This window comes from Clostridium sp. JNZ X4-2, assembly GCF_054889485.1.
This window is the reverse complement of sequence record NZ_CM142685.1, coordinates 1087334-1108308: the sequence shown is the minus strand read 5'-3', so window position 1 is coordinate 1108308 and position 20975 is coordinate 1087334. Positions and strand designations below refer to the sequence as shown.

Here is a 20975-nt window from a genome sequence, read left to right as displayed (position 1 = left end):
TTAAAAAAAATGACCCCGGTGACTTTTTTATCACTGAGATCATTTAACCAAAATTACTTTTTATCAAAGAATTTTCTAACTATCTACGTTCTATTATTTTTCCCTTGTACATATCCTTTAAACCTATTTTTATATTAAATATCTTTTCATATTTCTTCAGCAGATGCTGTTCTTTATTTGTGATCAGGCATATGGAGGTACCTTCCTTACCAGCTCTTGCGGTTCTTCCTGATCTATGTAAATAATTATCAGCTTCCTCCGGTATATCATAGCTGAAAATATAATCTACATCTTCTATATCCAGCCCTCTGGCTGCTATGTCCGAAGCCACTAACAAATTGATTTTGCCTGATCTAAAATCCTGTAAAGCTTTTTTACGTACTTCTTTGTCTGCAGTTCCATATATGGCTTCTGCTTTTAATTTATGGTATTTTAATTTTTCCGTAAGTATTTCTATTTCATCCGGTTTATTTACAAATACAATAGCTCTTTCAGGATTTAATATATGCACAAGTTTCCTTAAAATCAATACTTTATCTCTTCTCTCACATATAAAGCACATATGTTTTATATTTTCATTTATAGAAGTTTTTTGTTCATTTTTTATAAAACTGTAATCCTTCATCAAATCCCTTGATATATCTAAAGTTCTATCATCTATAGTGGCTGAAAAAAACATCAATTGCCTTTCCTTTAATGTAGTTTTTATTATAGCTTTAACATCATTTATGTTATTTTTATCCAGAAGTTTATCCGCTTCATCCACCACAATGGTTTTAACATTATGAGATTTCAGTTTTTTCATTTTAATAAGTTGAAGTATTCTTCCTGTAGAACCCACTACTATATGAGGTTTTTCCCTTTTTAAATTTTCTACCTGCCTTTTTATATTCACATTTCCTATTACAGCTTCAGATCTAACGGGAACATCTGAATTACAAGCCAAGGTTTTTATCACATTATGCACTTGAATGGCAAGTTCATGTGTAGGAACAAGTATATATGCCTGAACATCTTTACTGTCACAGTGTATTTTTTGAAATATAGGTGCAATATAAGCTAAGGTTTTTCCACTTCCTGTTTCTGATTCCACTACTATGTCTTTGCCTGAAAGTGCCTCCGGTATTGCCTTGCATTGTATTTCAGCAGCATATTGAATACCCTCCTTTTTCAGTCCTCCTGTTATGTTTTCATTTATACCCAATTCATTAAACAAAATTTTTGTCATGTATTTTTTACTCCTTTTTATTTACTGGTAATTTTACTCTAACTTTTTTTGATGGCAATTTTGCTTGTAACTTTTAATAGCTTTTCACTTTGTCTCTCTTATTATATCAATATAAATAAATTTTTAGGCAAATTAAAATTATTACTTTTTAAATTTTTTCATGTATTATATTGACAAAGAATTTGAAAAGGTTTATATTATAAACAATCGATAAAAATTATTTGTAAGTTACATATACTTAAAAATAAAAAATATTATATAAGTATTCTTAAATATTATTTAAAATCATTGTAAAGATCAATTCTAAACTATTCTAATAAATTATAATTATTTCACACTATTTTAAATTGATCATATACTATTTGCATTTAATGATTTTTAATAATTTAAAAGTATACTTAAATAGTATACTTTGGAGGGTTAATTATGTCAAATAACAAAATTTGTGAATCAGCAGATAAAGTACTTGAAAATTTTATAAGTTCTCTAGATGGTGTGGAAACTTCCCACCATAGAGTAAATAGCCAGAAAATCAAATGTAGTTTTGGTCAGCTTGGAGTATGTTGTAAATTGTGTGCCAACGGTCCCTGTAGAATTGCCCCGAAATCTCCCAGAGGAGTATGTGGTGCTACCGCAGATACTATAGTGGCAAGAAATTTTCTAAGAGCTGTAGCTGCAGGCAGTGGCTGCTATATTCATATAGTAGAAAATACAGCCAGAAACTTAAGATCCATTGGTGAAACCCATGGAAAAATAAAGGGAATAAACACACTCAACAGCCTGGCGGAGAAACTTGGTATAAGAGAATCTGATCTACACAAAAAGGCTGTATTAGTGGCTGATATTGTATTAAAAGATTTATATAAACCAAAGTTTGAAAAAATGGAAATTGTAAATAAACTTGCCTATGAACCTAGACTGGAAAACTGGAAGAAGCTAAATATAATGCCTGGTGGTGCAAAATCAGAAGTTTTTGACGGTGTAGTAAAAACTTCCACAAACTTAAACAGTGACCCTGTAGACATGCTTTTAAACTGTTTGAAACTTGGAATATCCACTGGAATTTATGGACTCACCCTTACCAATTTATTAAATGACATAATTTTAGGCGAACCTGCTATAAGACCTGCAAAGGTTGGTTTTAAAGTTATAGATACTGATTATATAAATTTAATGATAACAGGTCATCAGCAGTCCATAATCGCCCATCTTGAGGAAGAGCTTACAAAACCCCAGGTTGTAAAAAAGGCCCAGGCAGTTGGTGCTAAAGGCTTCAAATTGGTAGGCTGCACTTGCGTAGGGCAAGATCTACAATTGAGAGGCAAATACTACTCTGATGTTTTTTCAGGTCATGTGGGAAATAACTTCACAAGTGAAGCCCTAATAGCTACAGGAGGTATAGACGCCATAGTATCCGAATTCAACTGTACTCTTCCTGGTATTGAACCAATAGCTGATAAATTCATGGTTAAAACCATATGTTTGGACGATGTCAGTAAAAAATCCGATGCAGAATATGTAGAATATTCCTTTGAAGATAGAGAAAAAATAAGCAATCACATTATAGACAAGGCCATTGAAAGTTATAAAAAGAGAAGACCTAAAATTAAAATGAACATTCCAAAAAATCACGGCTTTGACGATGTGATAACCGGTGTAAGTGAGACTTCACTGAAATCATTTTTAGGTGGAAGCTGGAAACCACTGGTGGATCTGATTGCCGCAGGCAAAATAAAAGGTGTAGCTGGAATAGTAGGTTGTTCAAATCTAACGGCTAAAGGACATGATGTATTTACGGTAGAACTTACAAAGGAGCTTATAAAAAGAAATATAATTGTTCTTTCTGCAGGTTGTTCAAGTGGTGGTCTTGAAAATGTAGGACTCATGTCCCCTAACGCTGCAGAACTTGCAGGAGATAGTTTAAAAGAAGTGTGCACAAGCCTTGGAATACCACCTGTATTAAACTTTGGTCCATGTCTTGCCATTGGAAGACTTGAAATTGTGGCAAAAGAACTGGCAGAATACCTAAAAATAGATATTCCACAGCTGCCACTTGTACTTTCCGCACCTCAATGGCTTGAAGAACAGGCTCTGGCAGATGGAAGTTTCGGGCTTGCACTAGGACTTCCCCTTCATCTTGCCATATCTCCTTTTATAGGCGGAAGTAAAGTTGTAACAAAAGTTCTAACTGAAGATATGGAAAATCTAACAGGCGGCAGACTCATAGTAGAAGATGATGTGATAAAAGCTGCAGACAAATTGGAGGAAATCATACTTGCAAAGAGAAAAGGTTTAGGACTTAATTAAAACTTAAATGCAGTTCTTTGGGGTCTTCGGGGTCAGACCCCATGCTTGTTTATTTACTTATTTCCCATTTTATGTCAAGGAGTCAGACCCCCTGACATAAATTTGCAGGGCTTTTGAGCCCTGCAAATTTTTATATGTTTTTAATTATTAGGTTTCCCATTTCCTCTGTTCCCACAATTTTTGCACCTTCTACGGCAATATCCAAAGTCCTATAGCCCCCTCTGAGAACTTTTGATATTGCATTTTTTATGTTTTCTGCAGGAATTTCCATATTAAAACTGTATTTAAGCATCATGGCCACACTCATAATTGTTCCAATTGGATTTGCCTTATCCTGTCCTGCAATGTCCGGTGCCGATCCATGAACTGGTTCATAGAGTCCGAAGGAATCACCTCTCACACTGGCAGAAGGCAGCATTCCAAGGGATCCTGTAAGCATTGAAGCTTCGTCACTTAAAATATCTCCAAACATATTTTCAGTTAAAATAACGTCAAACTGCTTAGGATCTCTTATGAGCTGCATTGCGGCATTGTCCACATACATATAATTCACTTCTACATCTTCATATTCAGCTGCAATTTTTTCCACAACTTTTCTCCAGAGTTTAGAACTTTCAAGTACATTGGCCTTATCTACCAACGTAAGTTTTTTATTCCTCTTTCTTGCGATTTCAAAAGATTTTCTTGCGATTCTATCTATCTCAAAACTGGAATAGCTTATGGTATCCCAGGCTTTTTGACCCCCTTTTATATCTATTGTGTTTTTTTCTCCAAAATAAGCTCCCCCTATTAATTCTCTGACTATCATTATATTAAGTCCTCCACCTAATACTTCAGCTTTTAAATTTGATGATGATATAAGTTCTGGAAATAATATAGCCGGTCTTAAATTTGCAAATACCCCGAGAGCCTTTCTTATACCCAGAAGTCCGGCTTCAGGCCGCAAATTGCTTGGTAGCTTATCCCATTTAGGCCCTCCTACTGCCCCTAAAAGTACTGCCTCACTGTTTTTGCAAATTTCCACAGTTTCTTCTGGCAGCGGAGTCCCCTTTCTATCCAATGCACTTCCCCCTAAAAGTACATCTTCATATTCAAAATCAAAATTATATTTATGAGCAACAGTCTCAAGTACTTTTTTTCCCTGTACAATTATCTCATTTCCAATTCCATCCCCAGGTATAACAGCTATTTTCACTTGTTTGACACTTCCTTTTTAACGTAATTTATAAGTCCATCTGAATCTATGATTTTTTGCATGAATTCTGGGAACGGATCAGCCTTATAGGTTTTTCCCTTTGTAATATTTTTTATGACACCTGTAGTTACATTTACAGATATTTTATCCCCCTCTTCTATATTCTCTGATGCTTCCTTGCATTCCATTATTGGAAGGCCTATATTTATAGAATTTCTGAAGAAAATCCTTCCAAAGCTTTCTGCAATTACACATCCTATTCCTGCAGCCTTAATGGCTATAGGTGCATGTTCTCTTGAAGATCCACATCCAAAATTTTTTTCTGCTACAATTATGGATTTTTCCTGAGCTTTTTCACTGAATTCCCTATCCAAATCCTCCATACAATGAGATGCCAGCTCTTTCGGATCACTTGTATTTAAATATCTGGCCGGTATTATAACGTCTGTATTTACATTATCTCTGTATTTTATTGCTTTTCCCTCTATCATTATTCCACCTCCTCTGGTGATGAAATTTTTCCAGTTATTGCAGATGCTGCAGCTACTGCCGGACTAGACAGATAAACTTCACTTTCCGGATCTCCCATTCTTCCTACAAAATTTCTGTTTGTAGTGGATATCGCCCTCTCTCCTTTGGCAAGTATGCCCATATATCCTCCAAGACATGGGCCGCAAGTAGGAGTGCTCACTACTGCCCCCGCTTTTATAAATATCTCCACAAGTCCTTCTTTCACTGCCTGGAGATATATATTCTGAGTTGCAGGAATTATAATTGCCCTGATGTTTTTATTTATCTTTTTGCCCTCCAATACCTTTGCTGCTATTCTTAAATCACTTATCCTGCCATTTGTACAGGAACCTATAACCACTTGATCTATAGTTACGTCTCCAACCTCATCAATTGTTCTTGTATTATCAGGAAGATGAGGGAAAGAAACTGTTGGTCTTATAGAAGATAAGTCAATTTCTATGGTTTTTTCATATACAGCGTCATCATCTGCAGTGTATATATGATATTTTTTTGTTGAATGTTCCTTCATATACTCAATGGTCTTTTCATCCACTTCAAAAATACCATTTTTAGCTCCAGCTTCAATAGCCATATTGGTAATGGTGAACCTATCATCCATTGACAGGTTACTTACTCCATCTCCTGTAAACTCCATGGATTTATAAAGAGCTCCATCCACTCCTATTTTGCCTATAATATGAAGAATAACGTCTTTTCCGCTTACCCATGGCGACAGCCTGCCTTCTAATACAAATTTAATTGCCCCGGGTACCTTGAACCATGCTTCTCCCGTAGCCATACCGGCTGCCATATCCGTACTTCCCACTCCTGTGGAAAAAGCACCAAGTGCGCCATAAGTGCAGGTATGTGAATCCGCTCCTATAATTGCTTCTCCTGCAACTACAAGTCCCTTTTCCGGCAGTAATGCATGTTCAATTCCCATCTGTCCTACTTCAAAATAATTCTCTATATTTTTAGCTCTTGCAAATTTTCTGACACAATTGCATTGTTCTGCAGATTTTATATCTTTAGCTGGTGAAAAATGATCCAGTACAATTGCAATTTTCTTCTTATCAAAAACCTCATCCAATCCTGTTTTATTAAATTCTGTTATAGCTACAGGTGTTGTTATATCATTTCCTAAAACTAAATCCAGCTTGCAGTTAATCAGCTGACCTGCCTTTACAGTATCCATTCCAGCATGAGAAGCTAGTATTTTCTGTGTCATGGTCATTCCCATGTAAAACCACCCCTATCAAAATTTTATTTAAAATGTACCACTGCCAACATCACCAGGGATAAGCACTGCTATCTTCCTGTACAAGTTTTTCCAGGATTCAGGTGTGAAAATCATTACCCATGAGCAATCTCCACCTGAATCCAAAAATCACTTAACATTAATATGCTGCACTTTTTTCTGAACAATCCATATGGTATGCATAATACAGCTTATTTAAAGCATTTATAAAAGCTATTGCACTGGCTTCTATAATATCAGTGCTAACTCCTTTAGATGAAAATATTCTATCCTCTTTTTTAATTTTCACAGTAACTTCTCCCAATGCATCTTTTCCGCTGCCCACGGATTTAATAAAGTAATCATCCAAGACAACTTTTATACCTGTGGCTTTTTCAATGGCCTTAAAAGTAGCATCTACGGGTCCATCCCCGCAGGAGGCCTCTCTTATGATCTTTCCATTATATCCTATTTCCACAGTGGAAGTTGACATCACTGCATTTCCTGTGGAAACCTGATAATTTTCCAGTTTAAATACCTCAGGTACGTGGAATATTTCATTTTTCACAAGACTTTCTATATCTTCATCCGATACCTGTTTTTTCTTATCCGCCAGATCCTTGAATTTCCTGAAGATCTCATCTGTCTTGTCACTGCTCAAGCCTTCATATCCAAGCTCCATCAAATGCTGAACAAAAGCATGTCTTCCTGAATGTTTTCCAAGTACTATAATACTTTTTTTCAATCCTACTGATTCCGGAGTCATGATTTCATAGGTTTCCCTGCAATTTAACACTCCATGCTGGTGTATACCTGACTCATGGGCAAAGGCATTTACTCCTACCACCGCCTTATTACTTTGAACATGAACCCCTGTTATATGGCTTACAAGCCCGCTTGTCTTGATTATTTCCTCCGTTACAATATCCGTATGGCAGTTAAAATAGTTTGATCTGGTTTTAACAGCCATGACAATTTCCTCTAAAGCAGCATTTCCTGCCCTCTCCCCTAAGCCATTTACAGCACACTCTATTTGAGCCGCACCATTTTCAATGGCTGCCAGGGAGTTTGCCACGGCCATGCCCAGGTCATCATGACAGTGAACACTTATAATTGCTCTGTCTATATTTGGTACATTATCCCTGATACCTTTTATAAACATCCCAAACTGACTTGGAGTGGAATATCCCACTGTGTCTGGTATATTTACTATATCTGCGCCGGCATCTATGGCAGCCTCCACCACCTTATACAAAAATTCCGGATTGCTCCTGGTGGCATCTTCCGGTGAAAATTCTACACTTGGGCATAAACTTTTAGCATATTTTACTGTATCCACTGCTTTTTTTAGAACTTCTTCCGGTTCCATTTTCAATTTGTATTTCATATGAAGATCCGAAGTTGCAATAAAAACATGGATCCTGGGCTTTTTAGCGTATTTCAGAGCTTCCCATGCACAGCTTATATCCTTATTTACAGCCCTTGCAAGTCCTACTATAACAGGATTTTGTATATTCTCTGCAATAGCTTTTACTGCTTCAAAATCACCATTGGAGGCTGCTGGAAATCCAGCTTCTATGACATCCACATTTAATTTTTCAAGTTGTCTTGCAATAGTCACCTTGTCATTCTTATTCAAGCTTACTTTTGGAGTCTGCTCTCCATCCCTCAGTGTAGTATCAAATATATATATTTTATTTGTCATAATAATATTCCTCCATTCTATTTTTCATAATTTCCTGGTTTTCATTTAATTTTTATTTATATAAACAAGTTTTAACTGGCCAGTTAAAAAACTTCTTCCTTCAATTTTAAATACACAAAAAACAGACTCCTCTATGGGGCGAGAAGTCTGTTCGCGGTGCCACCCAATTTTTTACTCAATTCAATAACGGTTTTTATACCGATAAAGCTTACTGCTATTTCAGCTTACAGCTCCAGGGTGAGTTCAACATATATCTATTTACAGGCTTTCAGCATATCACCTGTTCTCTTTAAAATAAATATTATATTTACTGCTCCCTATCACAGCTTGTATATTTGTAGTTTTAAAAATCAATACTTACAATTATTACCATAGGGTTAATATAAAAAAACAGGTTTCTCTATGGGGCGAGAAATCTGTTCGCGGTACCACCCAATTTTTACTCAATTCATTAACGACATCTGCCGGCGCAGCTTACTATTATTTCAGCCTGCAACTCCAGGGTGAGTTCAATATGTAATATTTACGGTTTTCCACCTTCTCCCGCTCTCTTTAAAACATACATCATATCTACTGATCCCTATCCAAGTTTTTTATGAACTATAAATATGTTATTAAGTATATTATAGTTCAAATTTATTGTCAATAGTATTTTAAAATTTGTTGTTTTAGAATTAATTATAAAGAAAATTCATTCAACTTTTCCTTCAAGTCTTTGGAAGATTGTCCTAATTCTTTGGTCAGTTCTTTAACCTCTCCCATTTTTTCTTTTACCTCGGAGGTTGAGGCCGTTATCTCTTCTGATGAAGCGGATATTTCTTCAGTGACCGAGAGTATTGAATCCATGGATGAATTCACCACATCCTTGTTTTTATACACCTGGTTTATTTTATCTACATTTTTTTCAATAACAGGAGGCATGCCTTTTATAAATTCAACCACCCTGCCCAGAGTTTGCTTTGTGTTGTTTATAGTAGCTACCTGAGACTGTGCAGCTTTTCCATAAACCTCCACACTGCTTACCGAAACATTTATACTCTCCCTTAAATCTTTTATAAGTGAATTGATCTGTTTAACTGAATTGGAAGTCTCATTGGACAATTTCTTGATTTGATCCGCTACTACAGCAAATCCCTTTCCAGCTTCCCCCGCCCTGGCAGACTCTATAGAAGCATTAAGTGAAAGTAAATTTATTTCATTTGAGATCTCCTCTATGGTACTTACTATGCCTACTATGTCATTGGATTTGTTTATTAACTGCTTTATATTGTCATTTGTTTCCTTGGCCGCAGTTATATTTTCCGAATTTTTATTTTCAAGTTCCGTAAGTATGTCTATGATAGTTGAATTCAATTTATCTGCCTGTGAAGCTTCATTTTCCATGTTAATACTATTGGCTTTAACTTCATCTACATTTTCCGATAAAATATTCATATTTTCAACACTGTTTTGCATATCTTTTGCCGAATTGTTTATAGCAGAAGATATTTCTTCCATAGCTTCTTTTATTCCATTGGAATTTTCAAATGTGGCTGAAGTGGATGAATTTATAAGCTCTACTTTTTCATCTATGACAGCAGACAGCTGCTTTATATTTACCAATAAACTTCTTATTTCATCTATCATCTTGTTAAATACTCTTCCAATATATCCTATTTCATCTTTGCTGTTCACATTGACCTTTACGGATGATATATTGCCTTCTGCTGCCATGCTCATAGAATTTATTATCTGGCTCAGCGGATTCACCTTCCTATTCATAAGTCTCCTTATAAATAATATGGAAATCAATAATATAATTGCAGATATTGTACAGATAATAAACAAAATTTTATAAATAGACTTGTAAAAATCCTCATTATAACATCCTACATTTATGTACCAATCCCAGGGTTCAAAATACGCCACTGCATTTACCTTAGGCCTTTCACGGGTTTCACCCGGGTTTTTCCAGTTAAAATGCACTATTCCTCCATCTTTAGGGTTTCTGGCTTCATCCATTATAAGCTGCACTATATTATTCCCGTCCGAATCATTAACTTTTGATATATCTTCCCCTTCCTTATATGGATGCATCTGTTCTATGCCTTTGCTGTTGATGGCATACATGTACGCCCCTATGTTTAACTCCAATTTTGAATTAAGTCCCCTTGTTTTTCCATCAGCTTGTTTTGGATTCAGCATCTGGCTTCTAAATATCTCCTGGGCTTCCGGTCTTGTGAGTTTTTTCTTTTGTACCTGGTTTTCCAGGGTATTCATCATAGCAAGTCCCATTTGAATTTTATTTTTTATAGCAGTTTCTCCTAATTCAGTCAGTGCATTTTTTGCGCTAAAAAATGCAACAGTTCCTATAAGAGCTACAGAAAAGGCAATTAATATAAAAAACTGTAAATAGGATCGAAAAAAGCTTTTACTTAACTCATTATGCTTTGAGTCCTTTTTGTTTCTCTTTGTATTTTTTTTCATAATACATTCCCCCGTATGTAAATTTGAGTTTCATAATGGCCTACTTTATAATAACACATATGATACAATATTTATTATTATAAAGTAAATATTGTCACGAATTAAATATTATCATACAGTATACTAAAAATCAACAATTTTTAGTATACCTAGTCATACTTCTAATAACTTCCTCATAAAATCAGCTATTCATAACAGCAAAAAATGACACACTAAAGAAGCTTATTATAATCTTGTATGCCACAGTGATTGCATTGTACTATATAAAAAACATCCTGTTGTTTTCATGAACTGTAATGAAGTACAACAGGACGAATGTGTGCGTCAAAATTTATTTTGGATCAAAGTCTTATTTTCGCTCATTCAATACATAATTAACCCTGAGTTATGTATAAATGTTAATGATATACACAAAATATATTATCAACAGGTAAAATTGCTGAGAGGAATTACATTTATAACAGGTTCTTCATAGGGATGTATTTCTCTTATGGTTCTCATGGCTTTTTTTATGAAATCACTTTTACAGCAAAATTCCACTTTACATTCTGTCTCCCTGCTCACTTCTCCCACATTTCCCAAAAAAGGATCCGCTCCTTTCAAAGGCCGCCAATAACCTGTAACTTTGGAAACAGCCATGCAATTATCATAGTTTCCTCCAATGCTGAGAGCTCCAATTAAGTTTAGACCTTCCCTCAGGGTATCCACATAATTTTCCGGTATAAACGTTTCTACTTTAAAAACTTCATATTTCAACAACAATCACCTCTGATTAGTATGTCCAATTTTTTCACAAATATTGCTGTAATTATAGAATTCGAACAAGCTTTTGTTTCAATCCATGAATTACAGCAATACAAATAAATACTATTTATCTATTAATTTATAAAGCACCTGTGTGCCGCAGTCACCTTTACCTTCCTTCTCCAATTCATCATACAGCGATTTTGAAAGTTTCAGTGCCGGGGTTTCCAGATTCATATCCTTAGCTTCGCTTAAAGCTATGTTCATATCCTTTATAAAATGTTTTACATAAAATCCAGGTTCAAAATCCCCCTTTATCATTCTAGGGGCCAGATTGCTTAGAGACCAGCTGGCGGCAGCTCCTGTCTCTATACTTTTAAGAACCCTTTCAGGATCCAGTCCGGATTTCTCTGCATATGCAATTGTTTCACACACTCCCATCATATTTCCGGCTATGGCTATCTGGTTGCACATCTTCGTGTGTTGTCCTGAGCCTGCTTTACCCTGCCATACTATATTTTTTCCCATAAGCTTAAAAATAGGAAGAACCTTTTCAAATATTTCCTTGTCTCCCCCCACCATAATGGAGAGGGCAGCATTTTTAGCACCTACATCCCCGCCTGAAACAGGAGCATCTAGAGAATATATCCCTCTCTTTTTGGCTTCATCATATATTTTTTTTGCAAGAGAAGGTTTGGATGTAGTCATATCCACCATAATTCCATCTTTTCTTATATTCTCAAGTACACCATCTTTCCCCAGATAAACTTCTTCTACATCTTTAGGATATCCCACTATGGAAATTACAATATCCGCTTCTCTTGCAACATCTGCCGGTGTATCTCTCCACTCTGCCCCCTTTGCAACGAGATTATCCCCTTTGGATTTTGTCCTGTTATAAACCAGTAAATTATAACCTCCTTTCAAAATGTTGGAAGCCATACTGTTTCCCATTACTCCTAATCCAATAAATCCTATAATTGGTTTGTTATTTTTCATAAAATAATCCCACCTTCGTTTTATTTAGATTTTAAAAAAGATTTGAAAAAAATTCTTTGACTGCATTTATTATCTTGGTGAAAAAGCCCTGTGTCTGCTGACTTGACAGATTTCCCTTCAATTGATCCGCCACACTGCTCAGCTGTCCTTTTATATCTCCAAAATTCAGATTCAATCCATTTATTTTTGTCATAAGGGAAGTTATTTTATCAATATCACCAGTACTCAAATTTAAATTGTAATTATTGGTTACATTCTCAACTATCTGCCTTACTCCCTCCTCTGTCTTAGGCTTCTCTTTAACTACCTGGGTTTTTATATCATTTATAAGTCCTGCAGCTTTATCCTTCCCTATTTTATCCCCCAGGTTTCCTGTAGTCATCAATTCATCATTGGCAGCCTGCTTTTTATCTTCATCAATTTTATTTCCGCTGCTGCTGCTTTCAAAGCCTTTTAGAATCCCAGTAAGTGCTGCAGTTCCAGACACATTGAAAGGGGCTGACACTTTTACATCTGCATTTTTTATGCCTGCTGTTATAAGTGCATTTTTTATCATACTGCTGCTTACCCAGTATATATTATTGGTAGTTACATTTAAACCTCCGCTTGAAGTTGGTTCCACATATGAGCTGGATATGGATTTAGTTCCTATTTGCTCACTGGTTGCAACATTTCCCAGGTATTTTCTCTCCTCATCTATATTAACTTCTATTACATTTACATCCTGCCTGGTAACTCCAAAGTATTTAAGCATATCATCTTTTTGCTGTTCTGTAAGATCCCCACCTAAAGTTACAACTTTGTAGGCATCTGCATAAACTCTGGTATTGCCAAAAGATGAAAATAAACTCAGAGCCATAATCATTATTATGAATTTACTAAAAATTGTTTTAAGTTTCATAATTTAAAACTCCTTTTTAATTAGTTTTATAAATTGATTCTCAAGTACGGTGGAATTTACCCATAAAAAATGTTTTTCGTGCCGCACCTTATTAACAGTATTCTTAGTGTCTTTAGCACTTAGAATACGTTATCCTTTAGGGGAAGAATTTATTCAGGGTCACATTTGCCTGTCATTCCTAACTTTAAAAAAGCTGGAAGTATCAGCAACAGCAGCCATGGTATAAATATTAAAATGTCTATCATTAAATATAATATACTATATTTATCAATAAAAGAAGTATAAAATTTTAAAATTAAAATATAAAAAATAGAGCTGCTTCAATAGAAATTGTAAAAATACTATATACAGTAATTTAAGAGGGATTATCCTTCTTATCAAGTTCTTGAAATTGTAAAATATTCTGCATCTGTAATTTCATCCGAGTAATTGGATATATTATAGTCCCCTGAAATTTTATACTGATCTATTATCTGCCTTAAAACCTTTGGAACATCATAGATCTTTGAATTATAGTTTAATATTTTAATGCTCATGTACTGCTGTTTTTTAATTAAACCATTCTTCAACAGATTATAAAAATCATTATAATTATTTACAGCTTTTATATCATTGCCATATGCATCTTTTTCAACTACATTTAAATTATCAAAGCTGTAATCCGTACTATTGCACTGAGGATATTTTGATTTATCCCATATATGATTTTTTGCGATCTGATTATCTGTTACATTAAAATAGGAATGAGAGATCAAATGGGAACCATCACTTGTAACAGGATCATCCCAGGTAGAATCAAGCTCATAATATCTGCCCTGAATTTTTACTATATTCCAGGCATGATCCACCCAGCCATCTCCATCATTTGCCTTCCCTATTACCATCTTACACTCTATGCCGGCTGCTGTAAGGAGCCTGTCCATTGCATCTGCATAACCCTGACAAACGCCAGCTCCATTTATTAAAACTCCGTAGGCTGTGTAGGAATCATCAGGAAGGTTCACACTCCTGTCATAATTGGCATTATTTACCACATAATCGTGAAGTGCAAGTTCTTTTTCATAATCCTTCATCCCGGAATTTGTAATGCCATTTACTATTTCAGAAGCTTTGTCCTGTAATTCACTTTCTTTTTTTATCAAGTTCTGTTTTGTATCACTGTATTTGAAATTGATACTCATCTTTACGGGATTGGTACCCTGAAGATTTGCCCCCGCACTTAAATACCAATCACGCAGATTAGGATTATCATCTAATACATCATCTATGACATTCAGGTCATAAGTATTTTTATCATAATTGCCTATATTTAAAACCAAGGTATCTTTATAATTTGAAAGAGCTTCTTTCAAAGCATTATAATACTGCGTATAATTTTGCACTGAAACTTCACTTTCAGAAGCATTTTCACTTATTGTAAAATTATATTTTATTCCCTGGCCCAATTGCTGCCCATTGGTGGATTTTAAATTATCATCTACTACCAACACATAATTCTTACCAGGTACATATGGATTTTGAGGAGAAACCTTTATTGAATTAGGTTCTGTATTTACAATATTAATCTGAACAGGCTGATTATTGTCCTGCTCATACACCTTAATAGAATTTTCAGCTAAATTCACATCTACATTTCTATTAAAAGTAACAGTCCACGTCTTACTCTTGTCCACACTGGCAATAATACCATTATTCCAAACCTTGTAATTTCCTGCTGCATAACAATTCCTGCCATAGAATACTACTAACAACGTCAGCAGGGTTAATAAAATCTTATTTAATTTTTTTGACATAATATCTCTCCACAAAATCACTATTTTTTAATTTCATACACCAGATAATAAGTTTCATCCATACCTGATGCTTTATAAGTTTTTTTTGCCTTCTCATTGTTTTTTTCCACATAAAGCCTCAAGCTGTATACATTATTATCTGAATCTGCAGCAGACTTTACATACTTGAATAATTTTTTATATATGCCCTGTCCCCTATAGTTTTTATTTACATAAACACTTTGTATCCACCAATAATTTGCATTTCTCCAGTCGCTCCATTCTTTAGTAAGCATCATCTGTCCAACTACCATGCCATCTTTTTCATATACAAAATAGACTCCATTTTTATCATCCAGTAAAGCCTTTTTCACACCCTCTTTTAATATGTTTTTATCAAGTTCCAAATTTTCCGTTTCTTCAGCCAAATTGTAATTATACTCTACAATTGTATCCAGATCGCTTAATTTTCCTTTTCTTATCATTTGAGCACCTCCTATAGATTAACATACAATAACTAATTATATTACACATTAATACTATAAGTATATATACCTTTCTCAATTTATTCAAATCTCAGGGCATCTATTGGTTTTAAGTTTGAAGCTTTATAAGCTGGAAATATTCCAAATACAATTCCCACTACCAGTGAAAAAGAAAAGGACACTGCAATCACAGGCAGTGAAAAAACTACCGACATTCCAGATATTGAAATGATTTTTCCTATACAAAGTCCGAATAATACGCCTGCTACACCTCCCAATGAACTCAATACCAGTGATTCAATTAAAAATTGAATCAATATATCTTTTCTGGATCCCCCAAGAGCCTTTCTGATACCTATTTCCTTTGTACGTTCCGATACAGACACCAGCATAACATTCATCACTCCTATTCCCCCTACAATCAGGGATATAGCTGCTATGCCCCCTAATAGATAAGTCATGGTGCGGGTTATGGAGTTCATAGTATCCAGCAGTTGTTTTTGACTTGTTACCCTGTCTGAACTGGTGGTATTGGATTTAAAATAGTTTAATAAATATTGATTTACCTCATTGGTTACAAGATCCACATTTTCATCTCCTGAAGATTTAATGTAGACGCTCTGAACATTTCTAGTTCCTGCAAGTTCTATAGATGCTGTAACTGGAACAATTACCATGTCATCTGTATTGTTTCCCATAGAATTTCCCTGAGTTTTTAATACTCCCACCACTTTATATGTGCTTCCATCTATATCTATATCCTTTTTCACAGGATCCGTAAACCCATACAACTGCTGTGCTATATCAGATCCTAAAACTGCAACTTTATTCCTGTAATCCACATCCAGATCTGCTATAAACCTGCCTTCTGAAATATCCATATTTCTCACATCAAGAAAATTGGAGGTAGTACCTGTTACAGCTGTATTTTCCGATTGTTTGTTTACTTTAACGGAAGCATTTGTGGAAATAACAGGTGCAGCCTTATCTACCCCTTGAATCTTTTCAATACTTTTTACATTATCCAGTGTGAACTGTTTATTTCCGTTTGCAGAAGTATTTGCCATAATAAGATTGGTTCCAAGAGATTGAACCTGGGAAGTTATTTGCTCTGTAGAACCACTGCCCATTCCCACAAGTATTATTACTGAAGAAATTCCTATAATAATTCCTATCATAGTGAGAATGGATCTTAATTTATTACTTTTTATATTTTTTACAGCCAACTTCACTGTCTGAAAAAATTTCATTCAATCTCCCTCCTTAAAAATACAACTTTCCGTCTTCCATGGTAATAATTCTCTTAGCCCGCTTCGCAACTTTCAAATCATGGGTTATCAGTATAATTGTTTGTCCGCTATCATTCATTTCCGCTATCATCTGCATAATCTCACTGCTTGTCTTGCTATCAAGTGCACCGGTAGGCTCATCTGCCAGTATAACCCTGGGATTTCCCACTAACGCCCTGGCAATGGCAACCCTCTGCTGCTGTCCTCCTGAAAGCTGATTTGGCCTGTGATATTCCCTATTTTCCAGTCCTACCCTATTTAGGCATTCAAGTGAAAGTTCTCTGGCTCTTTTCTCAGGCATTCCCCTATATAAGAGGGGAACCTCCACATTTTCCACTGCATTTAATTTTGAAAGTAAATTAAAACTTTGAAATATAAACCCTATTTCCTTATTTCTGATTTCCGTAAGCCCGGATTCCTTCAATTTACTTATATCCGTATCATCAAATATGTACTTTCCGGAATCACACACATCCAGACAGCCCAGTATATTCATAAGAGTTGATTTTCCTGAACCTGAGGGACCTACAATTGACACAAATTCCCCTTCATCTATATCCAGATTAATATTGTCAAGAGCTTTTATGGTAGTACCTCCCATAGTATAAGATTTGCACAAATTACAAATATTTATCATAGTACTTCTCCTCTCCGCTGTAAACTGTAAACTGTAAATTGTGAATTGTGAATTAAATAAAAGCTCACCTTGACTGTCTTCCTCCCTGGGCCTGTTTACCTGACCCGGTGTTTCCCATCATACGGAATCCATTTCTTCCATTTGTATTGGAAGAATTTTGAGCAGTACTTTGAGTCTGGGGCAATTGCACCTGCTCTCCTTCTGTAAGTCCGCTGACTATTTCCACCATTGTTCCATTGCTAATACCTGTTTTAACCTCTTTAAGCTTTGTTTTTCCTTTTCCGTCACTTGTTATAACATATTTTTTATCACCGGAATCTTTTATGGCTTCTATTGGTACTGCCAGTACATTTTCTTTAGAAGCAGTTGCTATTGAAGCTTCAGTGGACATTCCCACTTTTATGTCATGTATTTCATCAAAAGATATGGTTACATTAAAGTTGGAAACTCCGTTTGTATACTCCCCCTGCTGACTTATATCTTTTACAGTACCTGTGAATTTTACATCTGGAAATGCATTGACTTTTATATCCGCTTTCTGTCCAACTTTCAAATTTGGTAAATCCGTTTCATCTACAGATACAACAGTATAGAAATTTTTGTTGTCAAACATGTTTAAAAGCTGCTGATCTGCATTTATACTATCTCCTGGACTTATATACACATCACTGATAATTCCATCATAAGGAGCTGTTATAGGAGCACTTCCATTTTGGAAGGTAACAAGTTCATCTCCTGCATTTACCGCTTGATCCTTGCTGACAAGCACAGAAGCTACAGTATCCCTGTACTGTGATTTAATAACATCACTTTCCGCTGATAAGACACTGCCTGATCCTGAAACAGTACTCTTAATGTCTGTAATAGAAGCTTTTGACCTGGAAAACTGTGATGACTTGCTTTTTGATGCCGCTCTGGCTGTAATGTTTTTATAAGTTACTATACCTAAAATTCCGATTATAGCCACCACTACTACACCAATAGTTATTTTTTTCATAATTATCTGTCCTTTCTATAATTTTAATATATAACCAATTATACAACATAATTTAAAACAACTATGACACAATACTGTTACAAACAAATTAACATTTTAAGTCAAATTTATGAATATTTTTTAACTTTTAATTTGTAAATATAAGAATCAATAAAATATCCAACAGTGTTTTTCCATAATATATTTCCTTTTTAACCAAAACAGGAGTGGAAAGCCCTAAAAAGACTCTCCACCCCAAAAGTCATATTAATTTTTCAATGCCTCATTAATTTAAAGCTCCCATTTTTTTTCGGAGATTTTTATATGTTTCTCTTAATTGTTCTTCTGCTTTATCCTGATTTTCTATGGATTCCACCTTTATTGCACAGTATTTGTATTCAGGAGTTTTTGATATAGGATCCAGATTATCTACAGTAAGTTCATTGCATGCACCTATCCACCACTGATAAGTCATGTAGGTTGCTCCCTTCATTACCCTGTCTGTAACATATGCCCTGGTAATTACAGAGCCTCTCCTTGAAGATGCCCTTACCAGCTGTCCATCTTTTATATTCAAGCTTTCTGCATCTTCAGGACTCATCTGTATTTTTCCGGGCTCATCTTCAAGCTGCTGAAGTGCACGGCAGTTTCCTGTCATGGTTCTCACTGAATAATGACCGATCTCCCTTACCGTACATAGGCTGAGCGGGTATTCACTGTCCGGTGATTCCTGGGTAGGCCTCCATTCAGAGGCAAATAAAATGCCTTTTTTACTTGGAGTGCTGAATTCATTATTTTCATATAGATAAGGAGTACCAGGATGATCCTCCGAAGGGCAAGGCCACAGCACCCCATCCAGGCTTTCTACCTTTTTATAAGTTGCACCGGCAAATTTAGGACAAAGGCTTCTCATCTCATCCCATATTTCCTTTGTATTGTTGTAGTGCATTTCATATCCCATGGCTGAAGATATCTCACAAATTATCTGCCAATCCGGCTTAACATCGCCACTTGGTTCAACTGCCCTGTTAAATTTCTGAAACCCCCTGTCCGCACAGCTGTATACACCTTCATGCTCACCCCAGGAAGTCGCAGGTAATATTACATCTGCATGCAAAGTCGTTTTATTCATAAATATATCCTGAACTACTAAGAATTCCAGTTCATCTAAGGCTTTTTTAAGATCATTGGAATTTGGATCGCTTTGAATAGAATCCTCTCCCATTATATAGTATGCTTTTAGTTTATGATCTTTAAGTACCAATTGAGGTACCTCAGTTATATGGTATCCTATTTTATCCGGAAGCTTTTCAACTCCCCAGGCCTTCTCAAATTTCTTCCTCACATTTTCATCCGTTACACTTTGATATCCAGGAAAAACATTGGGAAGTGCACCCATGTCACAGGCACCCTGTACATTATTTTGACCTCTTACAGGTCCTATTCCCACACTTGGTCTTCCATAATTTCCTGTTAGCAGAGCAAGCGAAGCCAATCCCTTCACCACATCCACAGCTTGACCAAACTGACATACCCCCATACCATAAAGTATCATAGGATTTTTAGCGGCAGCATACATTTTCATGGCCTTTTTTATCTTTTCTGCCGGGATTCTTGATATTTTCTCCACATATTCAGGTGTGTATTTTTTTAATACTTTATTGTATTCTTCAAAACCCTCCGTATATTTTTCAACATACTCTTTATTATACAAGCCCTCATTTATAAGAACATTTGCAAAACCGTTTACAAGAGCCATATTGGTACCGCCCTTTAGCGGAAGCCATAGATCTGAAATTCTTACACTTTCCGTTATCCTGGGATCAACAACAACTATCTTTGCACCTTTTTCCCTTGCCTTTACTACTCTTCTTGCAACTATGGGATGGGACTCCGCCGGATTATAACCAAAAATAAAAAGCAAATCTGCATTGTCAATTTCAGGAATACTATTGGACATGGCCCCATTGCCAAGTACGCTGGCAAGCCCTGCTACAGATGGCGCATGACAGACTCTAGCACAATTATCCACATTATTTGTTCCTATAACGGCTCTCATAAATTTCTGCATAATATAATTTGCTTCATTGCCCGGACCTCTGGAACAGCCTGTACCCATTATAGAATCAGCACCATACTTATTTTTTATCTCCATAAGTTTTTCAGATGTATATTTTATAGCTTCTTCCCAGCTGACTTCTGCTAAATCCCCATTTTTCCTTATCATAGGTTTTTTAATTCGTGAAGTCAATATTTTGGGATCATTTAAAAAATCCCATCCATAATAGCCTTTAAGGCACAAGCTCCCTTCATTAGTTCTCCCCAATGCGGGTTCCGCCCTTTTAATCCTGCCATCTTCAACAACCAAATACAGTCTGCATCCAGCACCACAGTAAGGACAAACAGTTAAAATTTTATTTTCCATGATAATTACCCCATTTTAATTATATTTTTATATAAATATCTATTATAATAGTATCACTAAGTGGTGCATTATTTCAATTATTAATAGTTCCTATTT

Annotated in this window: 16 protein-coding genes and 2 other annotated features; of the genes, 1 reads left to right on the top strand and 15 read right to left on the bottom strand. The window is 35.4% G+C overall.

Annotated features, from left to right (window positions below):
- Positions 1 to 79: 79 nt before the first annotated feature.
- The gene (locus ACYUJ6_RS05235) at positions 80 to 1228 is read right to left on the bottom strand and encodes a DEAD/DEAH box helicase (RefSeq protein ID WP_461844791.1); all 1149 of its coding nucleotides are present in this window, start codon (positions 1226 to 1228) and stop codon (positions 80 to 82) included.
- A gap of 426 nt (positions 1229 to 1654) precedes the next feature.
- On the opposite strand from ACYUJ6_RS05235, the gene cooS reads away from it, so the two are divergent.
- Positions 1655 to 3535, top strand: coding sequence for an anaerobic carbon-monoxide dehydrogenase catalytic subunit (gene cooS / locus ACYUJ6_RS05230; RefSeq protein ID WP_461844790.1), 1881 nt, complete (start codon positions 1655 to 1657; stop codon positions 3533 to 3535).
- A 130-nt stretch (positions 3536 to 3665) separates the two neighbouring features.
- On the opposite strand, the gene leuB is transcribed toward cooS, so the two are convergent.
- The 14 genes from leuB to fdhF all read right to left on the bottom strand — a co-directional run bounded on the left by leuB (position 3666) and on the right by fdhF (position 20879).
- Complete coding sequence (leuB, locus tag ACYUJ6_RS05225; RefSeq protein ID WP_461844789.1) at positions 3666 to 4730, bottom strand: 3-isopropylmalate dehydrogenase; 1065 nt, start codon at positions 4728 to 4730, stop codon at positions 3666 to 3668.
- Complete coding sequence (gene leuD, locus ACYUJ6_RS05220; RefSeq protein WP_461844788.1) at positions 4727 to 5221, bottom strand: 3-isopropylmalate dehydratase small subunit; 495 nt, start codon at positions 5219 to 5221, stop codon at positions 4727 to 4729. The genes leuB and leuD overlap by 4 nt, the downstream gene beginning before the upstream one ends.
- Positions 5221 to 6483, bottom strand: a complete 1263-nt coding sequence (leuC, locus tag ACYUJ6_RS05215; RefSeq protein WP_461844787.1) for a 3-isopropylmalate dehydratase large subunit — start codon at positions 6481 to 6483, stop codon at positions 5221 to 5223. Before leuC ends, leuD begins: the two co-directional genes overlap by 1 nt.
- Before the next feature lie 157 nt (positions 6484 to 6640).
- Positions 6641 to 8185, bottom strand: a complete 1545-nt coding sequence (locus tag ACYUJ6_RS05210; protein ID WP_461844786.1) for a 2-isopropylmalate synthase — start codon at positions 8183 to 8185, stop codon at positions 6641 to 6643.
- 131 nt (positions 8186 to 8316) lie between these two features.
- Positions 8317 to 8518 (bottom strand) — a binding site (T-box leader).
- Between the two features lie 67 nt (positions 8519 to 8585).
- Positions 8586 to 8781 (bottom strand) — a binding site (T-box leader).
- An 82-nt stretch (positions 8782 to 8863) separates the two neighbouring features.
- A complete protein-coding gene (locus tag ACYUJ6_RS05205) occupies positions 8864 to 10651 on the bottom strand; it encodes a methyl-accepting chemotaxis protein (RefSeq protein ID WP_461844785.1) in 1788 nt (595 codons plus the stop codon).
- A 423-nt stretch (positions 10652 to 11074) separates the two neighbouring features.
- Positions 11075 to 11407 (bottom strand): divalent cation tolerance protein CutA, encoded by a 333-nt coding sequence (gene cutA, locus ACYUJ6_RS05200; RefSeq protein WP_461844784.1) that lies wholly within the window; start codon positions 11405 to 11407, stop codon positions 11075 to 11077.
- A 111-nt stretch (positions 11408 to 11518) separates the two neighbouring features.
- Positions 11519 to 12394: an NAD(P)-dependent oxidoreductase gene (locus ACYUJ6_RS05195; RefSeq protein WP_461844783.1), complete on the bottom strand. Its 876-nt coding sequence runs from the start codon at positions 12392 to 12394 to the stop codon at positions 11519 to 11521.
- A 31-nt stretch (positions 12395 to 12425) separates the two neighbouring features.
- On the bottom strand, positions 12426 to 13295 hold the full coding sequence (locus tag ACYUJ6_RS05190; RefSeq protein WP_461844782.1) for a DUF1002 domain-containing protein: 870 nt from the start codon (positions 13293 to 13295) through the stop codon (positions 12426 to 12428).
- Positions 13296 to 13672: 377 nt separating this feature from the next.
- Entirely contained in the window at positions 13673 to 15088 is a 1416-nt protein-coding gene (locus tag ACYUJ6_RS05185; protein WP_461844781.1) for a transglutaminase domain-containing protein, read from the bottom strand.
- 20 nt (positions 15089 to 15108) lie between these two features.
- Positions 15109 to 15552 (bottom strand): GNAT family N-acetyltransferase, encoded by a 444-nt coding sequence (locus tag ACYUJ6_RS05180; protein ID WP_461844780.1) that lies wholly within the window; start codon positions 15550 to 15552, stop codon positions 15109 to 15111.
- Between the two features lie 80 nt (positions 15553 to 15632).
- Positions 15633 to 16802, bottom strand: a complete 1170-nt coding sequence (locus ACYUJ6_RS05175; protein WP_461844779.1) for an ABC transporter permease — start codon at positions 16800 to 16802, stop codon at positions 15633 to 15635.
- A gap of 13 nt (positions 16803 to 16815) precedes the next feature.
- Positions 16816 to 17478: an ABC transporter ATP-binding protein gene (locus tag ACYUJ6_RS05170; protein ID WP_461844778.1), complete on the bottom strand. Its 663-nt coding sequence runs from the start codon at positions 17476 to 17478 to the stop codon at positions 16816 to 16818.
- 64 nt (positions 17479 to 17542) lie between these two features.
- Positions 17543 to 18475, bottom strand: a complete 933-nt coding sequence (locus tag ACYUJ6_RS05165) for an efflux RND transporter periplasmic adaptor subunit (RefSeq protein WP_461844777.1) — start codon at positions 18473 to 18475, stop codon at positions 17543 to 17545.
- A gap of 265 nt (positions 18476 to 18740) precedes the next feature.
- Complete coding sequence (gene fdhF, locus ACYUJ6_RS05160) at positions 18741 to 20879, bottom strand: formate dehydrogenase subunit alpha (protein ID WP_461844776.1); 2139 nt, start codon at positions 20877 to 20879, stop codon at positions 18741 to 18743.
- Positions 20880 to 20975 lie beyond the last annotated feature (96 nt).